The organism is Chitinophaga sp. LS1 (assembly GCF_034274695.1).
Classification (GTDB): Bacteria; Bacteroidota; Bacteroidia; order Chitinophagales; family Chitinophagaceae; genus Chitinophaga.
In genome coordinates this window covers 4862285-4882290 of the sequence record NZ_CP128362.1, presented here as the reverse complement: position 1 = coordinate 4882290, position 20006 = coordinate 4862285, and the positions used below count along the sequence as shown (strand labels likewise).

15 protein-coding genes are annotated in these 20006 nt (G+C 46.0%); 8 read left to right on the top strand and 7 right to left on the bottom strand.

Annotation, left to right across the window (positions count from 1 at the left end):
- Positions 1–152 precede the first annotated feature (152 nt).
- On the top strand, positions 153–4358 hold the full coding sequence (locus QQL36_RS20210) for a two-component regulator propeller domain-containing protein (protein ID WP_321566592.1): 4206 nt from the start codon (positions 153–155) through the stop codon (positions 4356–4358).
- Positions 4359–4393: 35 nt separating this feature from the next.
- On the opposite strand, the gene QQL36_RS20205 is transcribed toward QQL36_RS20210, so the two are convergent.
- Positions 4394–4783, bottom strand: a complete 390-nt coding sequence (locus QQL36_RS20205) for a hypothetical protein (protein ID WP_321566591.1) — start codon at positions 4781–4783, stop codon at positions 4394–4396.
- A gap of 120 nt (positions 4784–4903) precedes the next feature.
- Positions 4904–6958 carry a glycoside hydrolase family 19 protein gene (locus QQL36_RS20200; RefSeq protein WP_321566590.1) on the bottom strand — a complete coding sequence of 685 codons (2055 nt, stop codon included), beginning with the start codon at positions 6956–6958 and terminating at the stop codon, positions 4904–4906.
- Between the two features lie 140 nt (positions 6959–7098).
- On the opposite strand from QQL36_RS20200, the gene QQL36_RS20195 reads away from it, so the two are divergent.
- The 7 genes from QQL36_RS20195 (at position 7099) to QQL36_RS20165 (ending at position 12753) form a co-directional block, all read left to right on the top strand.
- Complete coding sequence (locus QQL36_RS20195; RefSeq protein ID WP_083721786.1) at positions 7099–7941, top strand: alpha/beta hydrolase; 843 nt, start codon at positions 7099–7101, stop codon at positions 7939–7941.
- 87 nt (positions 7942–8028) lie between these two features.
- Complete coding sequence (locus QQL36_RS20190) at positions 8029–9249, top strand: PAS domain-containing sensor histidine kinase (protein ID WP_321566589.1); 1221 nt, start codon at positions 8029–8031, stop codon at positions 9247–9249.
- Positions 9250–9262: 13 nt separating this feature from the next.
- Positions 9263–10324 carry a response regulator gene (locus QQL36_RS20185; protein WP_306460909.1) on the top strand — a complete coding sequence of 354 codons (1062 nt, stop codon included), beginning with the start codon at positions 9263–9265 and terminating at the stop codon, positions 10322–10324.
- 88 nt (positions 10325–10412) lie between these two features.
- Positions 10413–10823 carry a hypothetical protein gene (locus QQL36_RS20180; protein ID WP_321566588.1) on the top strand — a complete coding sequence of 137 codons (411 nt, stop codon included), beginning with the start codon at positions 10413–10415 and terminating at the stop codon, positions 10821–10823.
- An 88-nt stretch (positions 10824–10911) separates the two neighbouring features.
- Positions 10912–11325 (top strand): MauE/DoxX family redox-associated membrane protein, encoded by a 414-nt coding sequence (locus QQL36_RS20175; protein ID WP_083721789.1) that lies wholly within the window; start codon positions 10912–10914, stop codon positions 11323–11325.
- Positions 11326–11399: 74 nt separating this feature from the next.
- Positions 11400–11615 (top strand): hypothetical protein, encoded by a 216-nt coding sequence (locus QQL36_RS20170; RefSeq protein WP_143708765.1) that lies wholly within the window; start codon positions 11400–11402, stop codon positions 11613–11615.
- 70 nt (positions 11616–11685) lie between these two features.
- Positions 11686–12753 (top strand): hypothetical protein, encoded by a 1068-nt coding sequence (locus QQL36_RS20165; protein WP_321566587.1) that lies wholly within the window; start codon positions 11686–11688, stop codon positions 12751–12753.
- Here the strand turns inward: QQL36_RS20165 and QQL36_RS20160 are convergent.
- The 5 genes from QQL36_RS20160 to QQL36_RS20140 form a co-directional block, all read right to left on the bottom strand.
- Positions 12722–14065, bottom strand: a complete 1344-nt coding sequence (locus QQL36_RS20160; RefSeq protein ID WP_321566586.1) for a RagB/SusD family nutrient uptake outer membrane protein — start codon at positions 14063–14065, stop codon at positions 12722–12724. The genes QQL36_RS20165 and QQL36_RS20160 overlap by 32 nt on opposite strands.
- Positions 14066–14068: 3 nt before the next feature.
- Positions 14069–17314, bottom strand: coding sequence for a SusC/RagA family TonB-linked outer membrane protein (locus QQL36_RS20155; RefSeq protein ID WP_321566585.1), 3246 nt, complete (start codon positions 17312–17314; stop codon positions 14069–14071).
- 160 nt (positions 17315–17474) lie between these two features.
- Entirely contained in the window at positions 17475–18800 is a 1326-nt protein-coding gene (locus QQL36_RS20150; protein ID WP_321566584.1) for a FecR family protein, read from the bottom strand.
- Positions 18801–18864: 64 nt separating this feature from the next.
- Positions 18865–19338, bottom strand: coding sequence for a sigma factor (locus QQL36_RS20145; protein WP_179091020.1), 474 nt, complete (start codon positions 19336–19338; stop codon positions 18865–18867).
- A 302-nt stretch (positions 19339–19640) separates the two neighbouring features.
- Positions 19641–20000, bottom strand: coding sequence for a response regulator (locus QQL36_RS20140; protein WP_083721796.1), 360 nt, complete (start codon positions 19998–20000; stop codon positions 19641–19643).
- Positions 20001–20006 lie beyond the last annotated feature (6 nt).

The following is a 20006-nucleotide window of genomic DNA, read 5'->3' as shown; positions in this document are numbered from 1 at the left end:
ACAAAAGGATGGAAAAATGTGCGAAAAAGTGTTGCTAAGACACTATAGGATAATGAGTAGGGGTTATTTTTTTATATTGCTCATACGAACTGATTTCACGCTTTATAAATTCCATCCGGCGATTTCCACCAAGGCCGGCAAAGAAAAACGTTATGCGACTGCAACAATACTTCCTCCTTTTATACGGCTTTCTATGGCCGTCGTTAACCGGGCTATCCTTTTCGTCGGCCGGCCCGACACATCCCTATACAGATCCGTCCGGCAATATCAGGCTGGAACAATTAACCACTCATGACGGGTTGTCCCAGAATACCGTGCGATGTCTGCTCCAGGACAAAAAAGGGTTTATCTGGGTAGGGACACTGAATGGGTTGAACCGGTATGATGGCAGGAAATTTACCGTGTACCGCACGAACCAGGGTGTACCCCTGCCTATTAGTGACAATCGGATCCGGTCATTGTATGAAGATCAATCAGGGATTATCTGGGTCAAGACAACCGAGGGACATTATCATTGTTTTGACCCCAAAAAGGAGAGTTTTGTCAATGTAATACCTGGCAGCGCAGACCTGACCTATGATCATCTGTACGAAGCCTCACAGGGAGTATGGCTATATAGTAAAAATAACGGGTGCCTGCACAATGGCAAAAGATACGCACTGGGAGCTGTACACTTTGTATTTGAAGACCCGCAACATGAACAATGGATAGGTACGGATAAGAATTTATACAAACTGGATGCCCGGGGCAATGCTATAAAGATCTGTGAAGGGAACTTTATTAAAGCAATAGCGAAGGATCAACAGTTGTATTTTATTAAAAAACAGGGGATAATAATATATAACCTGTCTACAAAACAATCCCTGAAAAATGATTTAGCTTTCCTCCCTGCCGGCGTGACATTGACAGATGCTGCTATTTTAGCTAATAACAGGATCTTATTAGGTACCCAGCAGCATGGGCTGCAAATAGTAGATTTAAAATCAAACCAACTGAGTTCTATCAAAAAACTCTTTGGTGAAGAAATACCCGGTCATATCGATATAGAAACTGACCAGGACCATGGCATCTGGGTCAATAACCATTCCGGCAATGTCTGGTACTTCGATCCGGAACAGGAATTCAGCCAGCGCATTTCCCTCATTCCTGCCAATGTCATGAAGGTCATAGACGATTGCAGGTTTGTCTTCGCAGCAGATCACAAAGGCAAGGTATGGATCACCACCTATGGAGGCGGTCTGTATTGCTTTGATAAACTCAACAGGCAGGTACAGCGGTTTGTATACGACCCTGACAATCCCAATGGATTAAGTACAAATTACCTGCTCAGCGTAATCGCTGATCGTTCCGGTTTGATATGGGTAGGCGCGGAACATACCGGTCTGCAAAAACTAACCCCGCAATCCCTGCATGTCACCCATATTTTCCCGGAGACACAGACACCTGAAAGGTATACTGCCAATGGGGTAAAGACCATCTTCGAAGACAGCTATCACCGCATATGGGTAAGTACCCGCAATGGTGCGTTGTATCTGTATAATGATCACCTCGAAAAGACACGTTCTTTAGAACACCTGCTACCCGGACAATGCGCCAATATCTATTGTATCACAGAAGACGCCCGGGGATACCTCTGGATAGGGACCAAAGGCGATGGCGTGTACATTGTACATCGTGATTCACTACAACATAAGGCAAGACATTTTCTGTTGCCCACAGGTGACAACCGGCTCGTGTACACCATCATGCAGGACCGCCAGCGGCGAATGTGGGTAGGTACCTTTGGGAGTGGTTTATACCTCGCTACTTACAATGGTGGCAATTCACTGGATTGGAAGAGTTTCTTTCATGATGGGGTAAACCCCGTTTACGTTCGTTGCTTAATGCAGGATCAACAAAACCAGATATGGGCAGGTACAAACAATGGTATACTCGTATTTAATCCTGACAATTTACTGTCGGGTCAAAATAAAGTGACCACCTACCAGGCAGGACTAGGGAGTAATGAAATCAAAAGCCTTTGCGAAGATCATACCGGTAGGATCTGGATAGGTACTACCGGCGGTGGTTTCAGCCAGTTTGTACGAAACAAAAGGAAGTTTATTAATTATACCACCGAACAGGGACTTTCTCATGATGTTGTAAATAGTATGCTCGAAGATGCACAGGGAAATCTATGGGTGAGTACCGAAAACGGCCTGACCCGGTTCAATCCTGAGAAGAGCACCTTCGAAGTATTTTATTTTGCCAATAATGCACTGGGCAATTTATTTTCTGAAGGTGCCTGTTTTAAAAGAGGAAACGGGCAGTTGCTATGGGGTAGCATGAATGGCTTTTACAGCTTCTTTCCTGAGCAATTGAAAAACGGCAATAGCGATGCCCCTGTATTCCTGACAGGACTCAGTGTGGCAGGCAATCCTGTGCCTTTAGAAGAATCTATCAGTACAGCCAAAGCGATCACTTTAGAACCCGGACAGAAAGTATTCAGCATTTCATTTGCCTCTCTGGCATTCAGAAATCCGCAGCAGAATAAGTACACCTATATCTTAGAGAATTATGAAGATGAATGGAATGCACCTTCCAGTTATAATGTGGCTACTTATCGTAATCTTCCTCCAGGAAAATATACTTTCAAAATAAGGGGTACGAATGATGATGGTACATGGAGTAAGCAGGTAGCACGTATACAGCTCATCGTACTGCCCCCTTTCTGGCGTTCGAATATTGCCATCATCGGGTACCTTGGATTCATCATTTGTCTCATCATGGGGGTGCGTACTGTGAACAAACGTATCCACCGCTTACAACATGCGGTGACATTAGAAAAGGAGCTGACTGAATACAAACTCAATTTCTTTACAGATATCTCACATGAGTTCAGAACACCGTTATCACTCATCGTGAGTGCGATGGAACAATTGCTTCCGGGCAAGCCAGCAGGCAAGCACCTGCATATCATGCAGAGACAGGTAGCACACCTCATGCGCCTTGCAGATCAGTTACTGGATTTCAGGAAAATACAGCATAATAAATTACAGCTGCAGGTACAGGAAACAGAAGTGATCCGGTTTATACAGGACATCTGTAATGGATTTACGGACCTCGCTGCGCAAAAGCAAATTACCTTAAACTTTCAGGCCAATGTAGATGCCTGTATGGCCTGGGTGGACCAGGGTAAGCTGGATAAAATGCTGTATAACTTACTCTCCAATGCACATAAGTTCACACCTACAGGCGGGAGGATCAATCTGGACGTAACGGTCAGCAATGACCTATCCATCAAAGTGATCGACAACGGCATTGCTATTTCCGAAGAGAAACAACATCTCGTATTCCAGCGGTTCACACAATTGACCTTCTCTCCCACTGGCACCGGCTTAGGTTTGTCACTGACCAAAGAACTGGTCACCCTGCACAAAGGAGAGATTAGTTTTGAGAATAATGCAGATGCGGGTGTGACATTCAAAATAAACCTTCCCATTCACAAACAGGCGTACCAGGCAGATGAAATTGCCCTACAGGTAGTATCTAAAGAACCTGTGATTCCTTTTATGGATGATACAGACACCTCAGCAATACCACAACCCAGTTCCAGGTACAATGTATTGATCATTGAAGACAATGCCGATATTGCTGCGTACCTGGCAACGACATTAGGTCGTTATTTCCATATTGATACAGCGGCAAATGGCAGGGAAGGATTAGAACAAGCCATTGCACAATCTCCGGACCTCATTGTTTGCGATGTAATGCTCCCTGAGATGAGTGGATTAGATATCACACATAAGATAAGAAGTGAATTCCAGACCTGTCATATACCAGTAGTATTACTCACAGCATTGTCCAGTGGGGAGCACCAGTTACAGGGTATTAATGCAGGTGCGGATGCTTATATCACCAAGCCTTTCAGCACACGGTTCTTACTGACCACTATTATCAGGATTATAGAACAACGGGAAAAGATCAGGAAGCGCTTTGCGAATGATCCGGGTTTCTTTGCCGTACATATTTCAGAAAATGAAGCAGATCAGCAATTCTTAGATAAGATCAATGTGATCATTGAAAAGAACCTGGATAATGCGCAGTTCTCTGTAGATGATTTTGCACTCTCCATGAAAATGGGCAGGACCTTATTTTACAAAAAAGTAAAAGGACTGACAGGGTATTCGCCAAATGAATACATCAGGTTAGTGAGGGTAAAAAAGGCGGCAGAATTGTTGAATACAGGAGAATATACGGTGGCGGAGGTGGCCTATAAAGTGGGGATGAATGATCCGTTTTATTTCAGTAAGTGTTTTAAGACCCAGTTTGGGGTGCCGCCAAGCGTACATTTAAAAAAAGTGAAAGCAGCGGGATAAGATGAAAGAGGCTGGTTTATGCAACCAGCCTCTTTTTATTTTACATCGATAGTTTCCGTAATATCATCACCGTTTACTCCTCTGAATGTCAGGAAGGAGGTGCCGGATTTGGTAGGTTTGAATTTGTAGCTGGCAGAACGCTCCGGAATATCCATGGTACAGAAGCAGCCTTTGTAGACAGCCTGTACGGTTACGATATGGGCACCGGCAGAGTCCTTTTCTATAAATTTGTTAAACTGCCCACAGCCGTTATTGACATTGAAATATACTTTGATGCTGTCGTTGACGTGTTCGATACGAGATATGGATACGATGGCATATTTGGTACATTCTCCTTCTTTTTCAGGAGTGATTTTCTTGCTACAGCTACTGAGCAGCGCTACGGTCAGAAGTAAGTAAATGGTTCGCATTTTATTTAAACGCATAAAGAGGCCATTTAGTTACGCAAGCGTATGAAATTTGCTTCGCAAATTTCATACGCTTGCGACGTAGGCTGCTGACACGGGGCCTTCAATTGATCTTTTGGATGAGCGGTTCAAGACTAATTACCGGATCCTGATTATTTTTGCACTGCCAATTAAGCCAGCTTTTCCATTCACTTTCAGGACCCATATACCCGCAGACACGGTACTGATATCCAGCTGTACCGTACCACTTGTAATCAATTTCTGCAATACAGGATTACCTGATTGTACATCTAATAAGGATACTTCCAACTGCTCATTAGTAGCATTATTAATATTCAATGTTAAAGTATTACCACTAACAGGATTTGGATAAACCGTCAATGCCGTTGTAGTTACAAGTGTGTTACCGGAAGCTGCTACAGCAGGTTTATCAGTTGCTGAAGCAACGCCTGCCTTTGCAGACCCAGATGCAGACCCAGACCCTGACACTGACACCGCTGAAGCACTACACACTCCCACATACGTCCATGGCAAACCATCTCCTACATTCAAATCAGGCTGATTACCCTGTGTCCACCACTTCGCCTGGTATATCTTTCCTCCATACGCCACCTGATTACCGGCTACATATATACCGCCCTGTGTCCAACCCGGAATACTACCACAACTTTGTCCATTTCCACCACCATTCCCGCCATTACCAGAACATGTTCCTACCACTGCCCACGTATCATTACCACCCGGAACGTCTGCACTACCTGCCCACCACTGATTTCTATACACGATAGAATTATACAGCACGATATTTCCAGCTGTCGTATAATTCTTCGTCGCATCCCAGGCCGGCAAATATGCACAACCTGCAAATGTCTGGCTATTCCATACCGCAAATGTCGTAGTCGTCACCACAGAATCCTTGCCATTCCGCAACGCCACCGCTGTAGCGGTATAAGACTTATATGCAGAGGGTGTCCAGGATACACTCGTTCCACTCAACCGCTGACCATCTATCTTAATATATACTGCCGTCACCTCATTATTAGGATCATTCTTAGCCACTGATAATGTAACCGGAGAAAGACTGGTCACATCCAGTATACCATTTGCAGGAGCAGTAAATGTAAGCGATACGATCTGGCTGCACTCCATATTATCAATCACAAACTGGCTCATATTCGCACAACCACAATTACTGGCATTATTGCCACCATCCAGCTCCAGGCTCACGCCTTTCAAACCGGTATAGCGGGTATAATGACCAATGCGGCCTACTACCTGCGCTTTCTCCGTACCACCGCCACATTCTACACCTCCATTAATAATATTCACCGTCGCGCCAAAACCTGCCTTGATCCCTGCAGCAGTCTGCGTAGCTGTCGGTACCCACTTGCCGGGAATCATCACATCATGACAACAAGGTTTTGGATATTGTTCCGCCATCCAGAACCAGATCGCGGTTTCAAATGCAATCGCCCCATCTTCAATCACCTTCTCCGGATTGGCCAGCAATACATTCTTATCACCGAAGATAAACTCACTCGCCTGACCATAGTTATAATTATAACTCAGCTGGATCGGGCCACGACCATGATAAGACTTGCCTGCAGCAGGCGGATATTCTGTATTGGTTTCATCTCTGTAACCAATATTCGTGGTACCCTCATACCCTACTTCCTCCCTGAAATACAATCCCCAGGCATATTGACCACCCGGTGCTGTCGCCCAGCCACCAGTGGTTTCCTGCGAAATGTTCGCCAGGAACGCCATCAGCTCCCGCCTCCGCACCGTCAGGTCACCTTCATTCGCAAAGGTGCCATAATCCACTGTGGTGGTGATGATATTGTTAGTAGAGCTATTAAACCCATCTACCGTACGGATCACAATAGAAGATCCGGTAGTTTTGTCCACGCGGGTCAGGCGATACAGATTAGTAGCACAACGCCGCTCTACAATAATCTTTATATTGCTCATCCATGTCACAGCTTTGGCAAAATTAGCGTAGGAATAAAAATCCTTAGCAGCAGTCGTGGGCAATGTACCAGCGCCGGTGCGATCGTCAGGATTGAAGCGGTGAGGGAAAAACGTGTTCCACTCTGTGCTGTCAATAACGGATGATAAGGATTGAGAATGAATGGGTAGCAAATAGCAGGTGAATAGGATCACCCCTACCATGCGGGACAACAATGTTTTCATAGATACAGTATTTTGGTTATTTTGAGTCTGACGAAGATAAGTTTTTTATTATTTTGAAATCCGGTACAAGATCAAAGTATGACCTAAAACATTTTTTTTCTATCTCAGAATACTTACTTTTATTCCATACTTTTCCACTTATGAAAACTATCAGACTACTCGTCATAGTATTAGCTATTAGTATGCATGCAATTGCCCAGGATAAAGACATTATTCATATATGGCCAGGCGATGTTCCCGGAGAAACTGCTCCGAAACACCCCGCTAAAGCCACTCCCGACACATCCAACAATGTAGTCCGTCTCACCGACGTGACCGACCCTACCCTCCAGGTATTCCGCCCTGCCAAACCCAATGGTGCAGCAGTTATCGTGTGTCCCGGTGGTGGTTATAAAATACTCGCTATCAACCACGAGGGTTATGAAATCGCCAAATGGCTCAATACCCTTGGTTTCACTGCCTTCGTACTCCAATACCGTGTACCTGACAAAGAACAAGGCGCCTTACAGGATGCACAACGTGCCATCCGCCTCGTAAAAAGCAGGGCAGCGGAATATAAGATCAACGCTGACAAAGTAGGTATACTGGGCTTCTCCGCCGGCGGTAGCCTCAGTGCCCGTATCAGTACCCTTTATGATGCAGACAGTTACAAAAAAGCAGATGCGGCAGACAATCAATCTGCCAAACCGGCCTTCAGTGTCCTGATCTACCCTGCTTACCTTGACAAGGGAGAAAACCGTTCCCTTACCCCTGAGCTGAAAGTAAACGCCAACACCCCTCCTATGTTCCTCTTCGCCACTGCAGATGATCCTTATGGCAACAGTGCCCTGGTCATGGCAGGCGCTCTCCGGGATGCAAAAGTGCCGGTAGAACTGCACTTTCTCGCAAAAGGCGGTCATGGATACGGCCTTCGCAAAGGCAACGTGGCAGGCGAAACCTGGCCATCGCTGGCGGCCAAATGGCTTGCCCCCTATGGCCGATGATGATAATCACCGGAACTACTGACACTGATCATATGCATTCACCCCACCGTAGCGGAATTTTACAGCTGTTAGGCTGATCTTGTAACTATGCTCTACGGTAACAACCTGTATAAAAAGGAATACGATAAAGAACTACAGCGCTTTGAAGCCCTGTTCAATTTTGCCAGCATTGGCATACTGGTCACCAACCGGCAGGGCGAGATCGTGCTAATAAACGACTTCGCACTGGAACAATTTGGTTATCAAAGAGAAGAGCTCATTGGCGAGACCATCGAGCGCCTACTGCCTATGCGCTTCCGGTCCAAACACGAAGAATTTCGCGACGGTTTCAGTAGCCAGCCCCAAAGCCGCCCTATGGGTATCGGCATGGATCTTTTTGCACTCAAAAAAGATGGCTCTGAATTCTCCGTTGAGGTCAGCCTCAGTCAATACCAACATGCAGAAGGCTCTTTCGTCATCTCCTATATCAATAATATCACTGAAAGGAAAAAGGCGGAAGAAAAGCTTGAAAAAATGCATAACGAGCTGGAACAGAAGATCGCTGAGCGTACCCAGCAACTCACACAGGCCCTGGAACAACTGGAACTTTCCAAACAGGAAGTGATGATAGCGCTGAACAAGGAAAAAGAACTGAGTGAACTGAAAAGCCGCTTCGTTTCCATGGCCTCCCATGAGTTCAGGACGCCGCTGAGCACCATTCTTTCCTCTGCTTTCCTCGTAAACCAATATATAAATACAGAAGACCAACCTAAAAGAAGTAAACATATACAACGAATCATCTCTTCCGTGACCCTGCTCACCGAAGTATTGAATGATTTCCTGTCTGTCGGAAAAATTGAAGAAGGAGGTGTAACAGTCAGAAGCAACACCTTCGATATGCAGCTACACACCACTGCCATTATCCAGGAAATGCAGGATCTTGTGCAGGAAGGCCAGAAAATCGAATATGAACACAAAGGCCCTTCCAAAGTAAAACTGGATCCTTCGCTGATTAAACATATCCTGCTCAATTTACTGGGCAACGCGATCAAATTCTCCGGAAAATATGGGGTGATCCGCGTCAGCACACTTCAGAAAGGACATATTATCAAACTCGAAGTAAGCGATTCCGGTATAGGTATCTCCGAAGAGGACCAACAGCATTTGTTTGAGCGGTTTTTCAGGGGCACCAATGTCAGCAATATACAGGGGACGGGATTAGGGCTGCACATTGTAAGTAAATACGCAGAATTGATGAACGGAAAGATCACATGTAAGAGTGAGTTAAATAAAGGTACTACCTTTACAGTGACCTTTCTGCAATCTTAACTAAAACGCTCAAATGATGAAAACTATCTTACTCATAGAAGACAACGACGATATTCGCGAGAACACCGCCGAGATCCTTGAGCTTGCCAACTACAAAGTAATTACCGCCGAAAACGGCAAAACCGGCGTAGAACTGGCTCTGGAACACCAACCGGACCTGGTGGTATGTGATATCATGATGCCCGTATTAGACGGATATGGGGTACTGCACCTGCTGCAAAAGAACCCCGACGTACAGGATACCCCCTTTATTTTTCTTACCGCCAAAAGTGAACGTGGAGATTTCCGTAAAGGCATGGAAATGGGTGCGGACGATTATATCACAAAGCCATTCAGTGGCACCGACCTGCTGAATGCCGTGGAGAGAAGGCTCAAAAAAGCCGCTGTTAAGAAACTGGAACTTACGTCAGATATGGAAGGATTACAACAACTATTGACGAGTGCAACCGGTACGAACACACTGCAGACCCTCATGGAAGAAGGTAACACCGACCGGTTCAAAAAGAAACAACTCATTTACCAGGAAGGCAACCGCCCTACCAGCCTGTATTACATACAGAAAGGAAGAGTAAAAACCTACAAGGTGAATAATGACGGTAAAGAACTGGCAGCTAACCTTTATAGCGCTGGCGACTTCCTGGGCTATGTAGCCCTCCTGGAAGGCAGTAACTATCACGAAAATGCAGAAGCACTGGACGATTGTGAACTGACCGCCATCCCCAGAGAAGACTTTGAGACACTCATTAACAATAACAGGGAAGTAGCCCAGCAATTTATACGCCTGCTGGCCAAAAACATCACAGAAAAGGAACAACAACTGCTGCACATCGCTTACAGCTCCCTGCGTAAAAAAGTGGCCGAAGCTCTCCTTTTCCTGAAAAAGAAATACCATGTAACCAAGGATCAGCCATTCTCGATAGACATCTCCAGAGAAAATCTGGCGACTATCGCAGGTACAGCTACCGAATCCATGATCAGGACACTGGGTGACTTCAGAGATGAAAAGTTACTGGAGATTAAACAAGGGGTTATCACGATCCTGAATGAACAAAAGCTGGCGAACCTCGTAAACTAAGCATGATAAAAATCAGTTTTCCTACTGACCCGTATCCTGTTTGGCCAAACAGACGCTAAGTATCTTTGAACTGATAAGATTTTTAGCGATGGAAGACTTGCGCAATGCCCTTGACAGGTGCAAAAAACAACTGGCCGTACTGGAAAACCGGAATATCAACCTTAAAACCCAGTTAGCCAATATTTTACAGTATCACTTTGATCGTTCCCTCTTGGAAAAGCTGGAATATTTTCATACTGCTTTTCTTCAGATGGACACACGATTCGAAGCCCTGCGCAACGAGGTGGCCTTACAGCAAGCCTGGTTAACCCCACACGGAAGCGATTTTTCTAATGAGGAACATATCAGGCGTCACCAGCAGCACATGCTGGAAAAACTGGAAAATATGGAAAGAGACGCGAGAAGATTGGGAATAGGATTTGATGAATATGTGATAGAACATTTTCCGGTGAATCTGGTCACGCAGGCGCAGGAAGTGAGGAAACGAGATATAAGGTGAAGATTTTAATAAGGACCGTAGTAACGGTCCTTATTTTTTTACAAACAAATTAAAAATAAGCCCTATATTAGTCCCCATCTCTAGCCCTATGCCTAAAAAAAGATGGATTGAACTAATATCAGCATTGCTGGTCTTCCTGTTTGTATATACCAGTATCAGCAAATTGCTGGATTATTCCGTATTCAGCAGACAACTCAGCCAATCTCCCTTCATTACCCAATATTCGAATATGATCGCATGGGCACTGCCCCTGGGAGAACTCGTCATTGCCGGTCTGCTATTGGTCAATAAAACCCGTTTACAGGGCCTATATTGCTCCTTTTTTCTACTCTGCCTGTTCACTATTTACCTGGTCGCTATGCTCAGGTACAGCCCTTATATACCCTGTTCCTGCGGAGGCGTGCTCCAACACCTCTCCTGGCAGGCTCATATCATATTTAATTCAGCGTTCATAATCATAACTACCATCGGCATCCTATTGCATGTAAAGAAGCATCTATGAAGAACATTGTCAGGAACCGCCGAAAACCTGTAGAAAAGAGTAGGCATTTATCAACTACATTAATCTTTAAGACCATGAAAAAGACCCTTAGTATCACCCTGCTCGCCGCTGTTCTGGCGGCCGGTTCCGCGTTTGCCAACCAAAAACGTGTAATCACCTGGATACTGTGGGAGGGTACCTTAGTAACGGGCCTCGCCAGCGATATTAAAATCCAGTATTGCCTTGGCGGGAACAGGATCGTATGTGCCATGGATATCGACAATGGCTACAATGTGATCTATCGCCCATAAGCCAACATTCCTAAAATTTTCAGGGGCTGATCCTATCAGCATCAGCCCCCATTTCATATAACAAATAACCATGCGCAAAGCTATTTTAACTCTCTCCTTCCTCCTCCTCAGCGCCATCGCTATCGTCACTTTTCTGGTAATGTCTGCGCCACTGCCCAATAAAGTAAGCAATGGATTTGACAGATCCATCCAGCCAGCTCACTTCCTCACCCCACTGGGCAATATGCCTACCGGCGACAGCATCCAGCTCGTAAGCGGCGCTACCGCCACCCAACTCTTCTTCACCACCACAGACCCTACCGTCATTCTCTGTACGGACTACCATTTTCAACACCCCAAGCGGATCAGGATCACCCTCTCGCAGGGACTCCTCGATTCCCTGCAAACGTATTTCTACACTACCATCGATTCTCCCTTCGTACACATCTATGGCTATAACATGCCGGCTATCATTACCCTACCCCTCTCCGGTGGCAACGCACAGATCTTCCGACTTCCTCCCGGCGGCTTTTCAAAGGCCATTGCCATCGCTCCCGATCAGTTCATTCTCCGCAAACTGGACAGGAAAATATCCGATCAGCAATTCCTGAAAATCAATACCTCCACCAATACTATTACTACCGAAAAGAACCTCTCTATCCTGCACCAGGACGGAGGCGTGAGTACTGACGGCAGCCTTATTTACGACACCGCTACCAAACAACTCATCTATACCTATTATTACGTCAATCAGTTCTTCAGCTTCGATACCTCCCTGCAAAAATTACAGGCAGGCCATACCATCGATACCTCCAGCCACTTCCGCTACCAGCTGGCCGAAGCCACTGCCCGCAAGGAACATGTGTTCACCAGCCAGGGACCTGACCCGATGATCAACAATGCCAGTTTTGTATATAAAGGAAAGTTGTTCGTACACTCCCTCCTGAAAGGAGACCACGAAGCAGAAGGGAAATTCAGCAATAATACTGCGATTGACAAATATGACATTCATACAAATCAATACCTGGGTAGTTTCTACCTGCCACTGAAACCGGAAAAAGTACTCCGCATCAATATCTTCCATGATAAACTGGTGGTACAATGCAGAGACTACATCTATAGCTTTGCTATTGATACCCTGGATTCTGTGTTAAATTAGGATCCTTGTCCCGCTCCTGCTGCGGAATGGGGTAATATGCCGCCCAGTCTTTCCAGAAACCGGGTTTCAAAGCACCCAGCACCTGACTCATAGTACCCATGCGTTGCAAGGTGAACCAGCGGTCTCCCCATTCACAGAATAATTCTGCCCGTCGCTCCTGCGCTAAGGCTGCCATACAATGTGCACGGTCATTGACAATATCCAGCGCAGTTAATCCTGCCCCTGCCCTGATCACATCCAGGTCGGCAATCGCACCCGTGTAATTATCCTGTTGTGCCCTCGCCTCTGCCCGTATCAGGTATTGCTCTGCAAACCGCAGCACCATCAGGTATTCTTTGTCTTCTCCGGTTGTAGCCCCGCGCTTTTTATATTTATAAGGATAATAGTAAGTACCGCCGCCATATACAAAAGACCGTGTCCACGATGCCCTGCGCTGATCTCCATTTTCAAACGCCGCTACCATATCCGCTGATAATGGATAGTAAGATGCATCATCATCCAGCGGGATAAACATTTGCCCGGGTAAGGTATAACCTTCACTGGTCCAGATCTGTAAAATTGCCTGTGGACTATTGTATAGAAATGCACTATCAGGTACACATAACCGATACATGCCGGCATCAATCACCTGCGATGCATAGTATTCAGCTTTGCCAGCATCTCCACCCTGCAATGCCACCCTCGCCAGCAATGCCATGGCCGCCCATTTATTGGCTCTTACATGCTCCGCTCCCGGATATTTTTCAGATAATAAGTTGATCGCACTGAGTAGATCCTGTTGCATCCATGCATAGATACTATCTGTTCGCATACGATACGCCAGCGCAGTTTGATCCACATCTGTCGTGGTTATATATGGCACATCCCCCCAGCAGTTTACGAGATAATAATAACACAATGCCCGCATAAACTTTGCCTCTCCCGTCCATTGCTGCACCCTTTCTGGAGATAGCTTTGTTGATTGCGACAATCCTTCCATTACTGAATTACAACGATAAATCGCTTTATAATAAGCTTTCCAGATCAGGTTGATCTGTGCATCATCCGAAGGAATACTATTGTTCACATAACGCTGATAGTACGCATTCAATGTTCCCCCTTCATCCCCTGTCATCCCATTGATCACAGACAGTAAGTTACCATTGTAATACATACCCATGGTATAATAAATATCTGCCACAGCGGCATCCGCACTGGCATCTTCACTAAATACGTCATCAGAACTCTGCTCACTGTCCGGCGTGGACACTGTGAGCAGTTTCCTGCACGAGACCAGGCTAAGCGCCAGTAATATGATTCTTACATACCTCATTTACTATAGTGTTAACTGCACACCACCCGTGATGATCTTCATCGGTGGCAGTGCCAGCTGTGTTTCAGGGTTTGCACCACTGTATGGTGTAATGGTGAACAGGTCCTGCCCTTCTGCATATACCCTGCACTTGCGCAGGTGCGCCCGCTTTGTCCAGGTCACAGGCAGTTCATAAGAGACACTGATATTCCGGAGCCGCAGGTAAGAAGCATCCATATAGGCAGCATTGGACAGTGTCAGGTTTGCACTCAGATCATACGCCTCATTACCCGGCGTGGCACTGGCCCGCTGCACATTGGTCTGATCGCCATAGTGCTGCCAGCGGCTAAGTGCTGCAATGGTTTCATTGCCCTGACCACCCGGTGCATTGACAAATGTTTTGCCCTGCTGCCGTACATATTGCAGAAAGCAACTGAGCGAAAATTGTCTGTAAGTAAGATCGTTTGTAATCCCGGCATAATAACGGGGATCTTTGTTAGATATCGTTACAAAATCATTGGCGCTGGAAAGCATGCCATCCTTATTCACATCTTCAAACTTAGCGACACCCGTCTCCGGATTCACCCCCTGAAAATGATAGCCCCTCACAATGTTCAACGATTGCCCGATCACAAATGTATTTGCATAGGAAGATGCCGCTAACCCCTGGAATGACTGTAATTTATTGCCAAAGAATGTGGCATTCAGAGTACTCTTCCAGCCGAATTGCTTATTTCGTATGATGGTGGCTGTCAACTCTATCTCCCAACCTCTGTTGCGTACTATGGCCGGCAGGTTCGCCTGGTAACTGGAAAAACCGGAGATGCCCGGTAACTGATACCCTACCAGCTGATTACTACTCCAATTGTCATACCTTGCAATGGCAAAAAATAACCGGTCATGCAGAAACCCCAGTTCCAATGCTGCTTCCAGCTTTCGGTTCTCCTCCCAGCTATAATCGTCATTGGCAATGCGCAAAGGGGATAGCGTACTACTGTTCTGGTAATTTCCATTCACCCCATAGTTGCTCTTATATTGGTAATCCGGTATCTGGTCATTGCCCGTGATCCCGCCACTCAAACGGAGTTTACCAAAACTCAGCCAGGTCAGGCCCTGCATCCACTGTTCTTCTGAAAAGATCCAGGCTGCACCGATAGCACCAAAGTCGCCAAACTGTCTGCCAGGTCCAAAACGGGAAGAACCATCTCTTCTATAACTCACATTCAGCAGGTACTTGTCCTGCCAGTTGTAATTCCAGCGGGTAAAGAAAGAAATGTACCTGTATTCCCCATGCGTATCCGCCTTACGGATAATGGTATCCGCACCCTTCAGTGAGCCTAGCTGATTTTCATCTGCATAGCCCCTGCCTTCGGCAAACTGCCCATTGCTCAGAGTACGCTGAAAGGTGCCGCCTATCAAAGCATGCAAACTCCCCTTGGCAATACGTAAGGTGTAATCGGCCTGTGGTTCTATAATATATCCCGCCCTTCTGTTGTCCGCCACTCTTGTAAAACTGGTCACTGCATTTTCCGGATGCTGTGAAGATTGCGGGAAGGAAAAGGTCTGTTGCATATCAATACGGGCATAACCGCCACTGGCCTTCAGGTACAGCCCTGGCAATAACCGATAGCGCAATACGGCATTGCTCAGTAAATTGCTTGTCTGACTATTCGCATGTTGTATTAAATACGCTGCCGGATTATCGAGATAGGAACCCCAGAAGAACTTTCCATTGCGGTCATACATAGGATAATCAGGAGGCAGGTTCACCAGCGAAAAGAGATCGTTGGAAATACTCTGGTTATTATCTGTTGTAAATAAAGTCGTACTGTTGATTTCAAAGCGCTCACTGACATCGTGGTGCTGTATACTGAAATGCCCGCCCCCCCTGGCATACGTCAATGCAGCAGGCAATACGGAACCCTGTCTATAATAGTTACCTGCCAGTCTGAAAGTAGTGCGTTCACTCCCCCCGGAATAACTCAGTTGTACATTGGTAACAGGGGCGGTGCCACCAGTCAGGTATTTCGGCCAGTTCATATTACGGGTAGTATCCCAGAGCAGTAAGTCGGGGGCTTCTGCCACAGTAGGTGTAACGCCGTCATTACGATAAGCTTCTCTGCGCAGGGACAGGTATTGGGTGGTATTCAGCATGCTGAGAGATCCTGCAGTACGGCCGGCGCCCTGTGAAATATTCAGGTCAAAGAGGGGCTTTCCCGTTTTCCCTTTCTTCGTGGTCACGAGTACGACCCCATTGGCCCCACGGGAGCCATAGATGGCCGTAGCATCCGCATCTTTGAGAATGTCGACACTTTCTATATCTGCCGGATTGATGCTGTTAAACGGGCTGATATACTTAATAGCACCCTGTAGTTCATCCAGGTCATTGAGCGGGGTGATATCAAAAGGCACCCCATCTATAATAAACAAAGGGTTATTGCCTGCAGCAATGGAATTACGACCTCTTATATACACTTTGATTTCAGCACCGGGCAGTCCATTGGCATTCATGACGAGTAAACCGGGGATCTGTCCCTGCAGGGCCGTGAGTGGATTCACCACCGGCTGGGTAGCGATCTGCTGCGCGGAAACGCGGTTCACATTGCCCGTGAGCAGGCGGCGGCTACTGGCACCATAACCAATTATCACAGCGGCATCCAGGCTATTAACAGCTTCTGACAGGTGGATCACATGTGTACGAAAAGGTGTCAACACCGTATCCAGCGGTGCAAACCCCAGTGATGAAATATGTAATACCGCATTGCGGGGCAGGTGGCTCAGTTCAAATGCACCATCGTTTCCCGTAGTAATGCCACGGGAGGTACCTTTGAGTAGCACGGTTACACCGGGCACGGGTTGTTCACCTTCTGTTCTGATGTATCCCTTTACCACATACGGCAGGGAATCCTTTGCAGGAACCGGTATGGGAACAATGCTGACATCCGCCGTTTTTTGTAAAAAGATCCTGTTATTCAGCAATGTCCAGCTAACGTTTCTACTTTGTAAAACGACTTGTAATACCTGCTCCCAGGGTACTTTTCGAAAGTGTACAGTTACTTTTTCTGACTCATCCAGGATAGCATTATCATAAACAAAATAGTAACCAGTCTGCTTTGAAATACTTTTAAAAATAGCAGATAATGGAAAGTGTTTACCCACCACCGTTACTTTCACGCTGTGGTCAGCAGGTTGGGCCAGGACAGCAGACGGTAGTAAAAATAGGTATAAAACACAAAGGGTTCCAATAGCGCTACAAACATGCTTCGCCATCCTTGAGTTTTAATGTTGGCTTACTTTTGACAAGTATCGAATGGGTTGAGTTTATATCACAACGTAAATGCTTTCGTCCGGAGGAAGGCTTGCATTCCGGGATAAAACGGCAATACCCGCAGTGCGGAATAACCGTTTACCGGCAATGAAAGACACCCTCTTAATTATTGCTACTAAGATATATCTTCTCTGCTGTAATTTGGTATGCTATACCAGAAGTTTTTTTCAGACCGTCGAGGAATTCGGTGATAGGATGGTCTCTCTCTATCACACCTGTGAGCATTTTAGTAGTCAGTGTAGTATCTTCAAAAACCAATGTTTTACCATACCAGTGGCGGATCACTGCATCGATGGAACTCAATGGTTGATTATAATAAGTATATTCTCCTTTGCGCCATCCCAGGGTTATATTTTCATCAAATGCACGCACAATTTGTGAGTGTCCTGAAGCATACACAGTCTCCATACCGGGCTTTAACAACACAACAGCTTCCTGACTACGGGTTGTACTCACACTTCCCTGTACCAGGGAGGTAACGACCATACTATCTGTATAGGCATTCACATTAAATGCCGTACCCAGTACTTTGGTAGTGATTGTACCCGTATGCACTATAAAAGGATGCAGGGGATCAGGGGCGATATTGAAATAAGCTTCTCCTTCCAGGTAGACTTCCCGGGTACTGCCATTAAAAGCAAAGGGGAAGCGGAGTCGGGAAAATGCGTTGAGATGTACCTGTGAACCATCGGCAAGGACTACCCTGTAGTCTCTGCCCGTAGGAACCAGCAAGGTGTTCCAGCCATTGGCATTGCCGGTAGGCGTAAAAGTGAGCTGACCGGGTACGGGATGCAGTTTTACCTGCTGAGCAGCAATATCCGCACTGTTGTTTTCAGGCAGACCGATGGTATCCCCGTTTTCAAGAAGGAGTTTGATCATCCCCTCATTCAGGGAATTACTGGCAAATGAAGCAGGCGATCCATTTTTCTGCGCCGAGAGGAGGAAAAACAATCCTACCGGGACAAGCACAAGCAAACTGGCCGCTGCCAGCCATATTTTTGAAGGTGATTTTTTAACAATCCGGACCTGTTCTACTGGTTCTTCAGGTATGACAGCAGGTGCAGGAATTTCTGAAGAAGAAGGTGCTCCGGCCTTCAGTTCTTCCTGCACATGTTCTTCCTGCACATGTTCTCCATGCAAATGTTCTTCCTGAAAATGTCCTTCCTCCTTGTGTCTTCCCTGCTGCTGTCCATCCATCTGATCTGCATCCAGCAAGGACAACACCTTTCCCCACGCCATTTCATTGTATACATCCGTCATAAAGCCGGGGCCTGCGGCATTCAGCGCGTCTTCCATTTCATCCAGACAGCGTTGCACACTCGGATCCTCCCCGGCCACCTTATTCAGGTAGTCGAGATTTTCCTGGCTTATTTCACCGCTCAACTTTTCTAGTATCAGTTGAAAGATATGTTCTTCGTTATGAATCATTGGGCTAAAAAGGAAAATTGCCACCTACTGAGGGCGACAGGTTTTTCGTTGGCATTATTATTTATTACTTACGAAGCCTGAGTGTTCTGAGTACTTCTCTGCATAACTGTTTAGCATAAAGGACACCGTTTTCCATTATTCTTCTAAACTGCTCTACCCGGTCTTTTTCCGGGCCGGATAAACTAAGCACACTATAGGGTGTCGGTAAAGGGAACTCAATGTGGCGGACCATCAATAAGCCGGGATCAGCGGAAAAGCGGTCGTCGGAATCGCTCTTCTTTACCAGATTAACACAACTGTTATGAACCATTTTATATAAATATCCACCCATAGAGTGGTCTATTTCAAGATAAAGCTGTTCCTCCCATACCTGTACAAATACATGCTGCACCAGCTGCTCTGCCTCCTCCATCACCGTTAGCATGGTTCTGGCTTTCAGGCACAATGGCTTATAATATTTCATAAAGAAATACTGATAAGCTTTCAAATCTCCGCCTTTCAGGGCAGCCAGCATTACCGAATCATCCATGTACTGCATACAGCGTAATTTTGGGAAATCGTTAACAGTTGTTACCGTAAATATCATATTTCCCTGATCTCCACGACGTTAATACCATGTTAACAGGTATATTTTACGTTTTTTAAGCCGCCCATGGCTGATTCTGGTATGTAAATTAATGTAGATTTTACCATTAAAACGGGCATAAACCTACAATTTATTAACTGAACAAAGATCGCTTTATTGCTTAAACGATTTAGTTTTTTTTAGGAGGGGTTCAAATTATCCAGGTATAAAAAAGCCCCCTGCGAGGTCTCGCAGAGGGCTATCAAATAAAGTCATTATTGTTGCGCCAATAATTCTAAAAGTATATCCACATCGATCGGTTTACTCACATATCCATTCGCGCCTGCCGCCAGACACTTTTCTCTATCCCCGACCATCGCCTGTGCCGTTACCGCTATCACAGGAACCTCCGCCAGTTCCGGGTCATTCCTCAAAATGGACAGCGCTTCATACCCATCCATCTCCGGCATCATCATATCCATCAATACCACATTAATTCCTCCACCTTCTTTTAGGATCTGAATCCCCGCCGGGGCATCCACTGCCGTTAATACCTCAAAACCTCTTGCCTTCAATACCAGTCTCAATGCGTAAATGTTACGCGCATCGTCGTCTATGATCAGGATCTTTTTCATGTGTCT

Bases quoted from the DNA above. Each gene is read 5' to 3' on its own strand.
- QQL36_RS20210 (WP_321566592.1), top strand. From the start codon at position 153: ATGCGACTGCAACAATACTTCCTCCTTTTATACGGCTTTCTATGGCCG.
- QQL36_RS20205 (WP_321566591.1), bottom strand. From the start codon at position 4,783: ATGCGTTTAAATAAAATGCGAACCATTTACTTACTTCTGACCGTAGCG.
- QQL36_RS20200 (WP_321566590.1), bottom strand. From the start codon at position 6,958: ATGAAAACATTGTTGTCCCGCATGGTAGGGGTGATCCTATTCACCTGC.
- QQL36_RS20195 (WP_083721786.1), top strand. From the start codon at position 7,099: ATGAAAACTATCAGACTACTCGTCATAGTATTAGCTATTAGTATGCAT.
- QQL36_RS20190 (WP_321566589.1), top strand. From the start codon at position 8,029: ATGCTCTACGGTAACAACCTGTATAAAAAGGAATACGATAAAGAACTA.
- QQL36_RS20185 (WP_306460909.1), top strand. From the start codon at position 9,263: ATGATGAAAACTATCTTACTCATAGAAGACAACGACGATATTCGCGAG.
- QQL36_RS20180 (WP_321566588.1), top strand. From the start codon at position 10,413: ATGGAAGACTTGCGCAATGCCCTTGACAGGTGCAAAAAACAACTGGCC.
- QQL36_RS20175 (WP_083721789.1), top strand. From the start codon at position 10,912: ATGCCTAAAAAAAGATGGATTGAACTAATATCAGCATTGCTGGTCTTC.
- QQL36_RS20170 (WP_143708765.1), top strand. From the start codon at position 11,400: ATGAAAAAGACCCTTAGTATCACCCTGCTCGCCGCTGTTCTGGCGGCC.
- QQL36_RS20165 (WP_321566587.1), top strand. From the start codon at position 11,686: ATGCGCAAAGCTATTTTAACTCTCTCCTTCCTCCTCCTCAGCGCCATC.
- QQL36_RS20160 (WP_321566586.1), bottom strand. From the start codon at position 14,065: ATGAGGTATGTAAGAATCATATTACTGGCGCTTAGCCTGGTCTCGTGC.
- QQL36_RS20155 (WP_321566585.1), bottom strand. From the start codon at position 17,314: ATGGCGAAGCATGTTTGTAGCGCTATTGGAACCCTTTGTGTTTTATAC.
- QQL36_RS20150 (WP_321566584.1), bottom strand. From the start codon at position 18,800: ATGATTCATAACGAAGAACATATCTTTCAACTGATACTAGAAAAGTTG.
- QQL36_RS20145 (WP_179091020.1), bottom strand. From the start codon at position 19,338: ATGCAGTACATGGATGATTCGGTAATGCTGGCTGCCCTGAAAGGCGGA.
- QQL36_RS20140 (WP_083721796.1), bottom strand. From the start codon at position 20,000: ATGAAAAAGATCCTGATCATAGACGACGATGCGCGTAACATTTACGCA.